Source organism: Arthrobacter sp. NPDC057013 (assembly GCF_042674585.1).
Taxonomy (GTDB): Bacteria; Actinomycetota; Actinomycetes; order Actinomycetales; family Micrococcaceae; genus Arthrobacter.
In genome coordinates this window covers 1-1,456 of the sequence record NZ_JBHUSE010000052.1, presented here as the reverse complement: position 1 = coordinate 1,456, position 1,456 = coordinate 1, and the positions used below count along the sequence as shown (strand labels likewise).

Annotated in this window: 1 protein-coding gene; it reads left to right on the top strand. The window is 41.6% G+C overall.

What is annotated here, in order from left to right; genetic code table 11:
- Window positions 1–1,456 (top strand): S8 family serine peptidase (locus tag ACFTSA_RS24445; RefSeq protein WP_377954690.1); only part of this gene is annotated, 1,456 nt, incomplete at both ends.

Genomic DNA, 1,456 nt, shown 5'->3' with positions numbered 1-1,456 from the left:
AGTTCATGTAGAGCCACCATCCATTAGTGAATCATCAACTACAGGAACGCAAGCAGCAACTCATACATCGGTTACGTTCCCGGGTATCGAAAAACTTCATGAAGAAGGCTATACAGGAAAAGGCGTAAAAGTTGGTATTATTGATACTGGAATTGATTATAATCACCCAGATTTAAAAGATGCTTTTAAAGGTGGATACGATTTCGTAGATAATGACAATGATCCAATGGAAACAACATACGCAGATTGGCAGAAGTCTGGTCAGCCTGAGATAGGGAGTAGCGGAGAAGCATACTATACTGAGCATGGAACACATGTTGCTGGTATTATTGCTGGACAAGGGAAAAATAAAGGAGACCTTTCAGTAACAGGTGTTGCACCGGATGCTGATATTTATTCTTATCGTGTTCTAGGAGCATATGGGTCTGGTTCAATGTCTGCGATCTTGGCAGGACTTGATAAAGCAGTATCTGATGGATTGGACGTTATCAATATGTCTCTTGGAGCAGATTACAATGATCCATTATATCCTACAACGATTGCCGTTAACAATGCTGTTCTAGCAGGCGTTACAGCAGTTGTTGCTGCAGGAAATTCAGGAAGTAATATGTATACGTTAGGTGCGCCAGGTAACTCGCCTTTAGCAATTACAGTTGGAGCAAGCGATACGTCTGTGAATATTCCGACTTATACAGGAACATTAAAAGCGCCTACGGGTGATGTTACGGCAGATTTAAAACTAACAGCTCAAGGTTTAACGGATAACGTAGCGGATTTTGAAGGGAAAACTGTGCAATTAGTCAATGTATTATATGGCACTGAAGCTTCGTATTCGGGAGTTGATGCAAAGGGGAAAGTTGTATTAGCGCAACGAGGTAGTGCTTCTTTAAGTCAATTAATTAGCACAGCAAAAGCACATGGAGCAATCGGTGCTGTATTATACGACACACCTGTTCCTAATGGTGATGTGTACCTAGGAGAAGGGTACGGATATATTCCGTCATTTTTAATTAGTAACGCACAAGGAACTGCTTTAGCTGCCCAAATAGGTGGATTGAAATCTGCTGGTGCTTCTATGGACTTTACATTTAGTAATATGAAACAATTAGTGACAACAGGTGATAAATTAGCGCCATTCAGTTCACGTGGTCCATCCCGTGTGTTATATGATATTAAGCCTGAAGTAACAGCACCTGGTGTATCTGTTTTCTCAACTGTTCCTTCTTATATGCACGGGGCAGATCAAATCGGAAACTATCAATATGCTTATGACCGTTTATCTGGTACATCAATGGCAACGCCTAACGTTGCAGGGGTAGCAGCTCTAATCAAGCAAGTTCATCCTGATATGACGCCTGCAGATGTTAAAGCAACACTAATGAACACAGCAGATCCACTCTCTGATAAATATAGTGTATATGAAGTTGGGGCAGGGCGAGTAGACCCATACAATGCC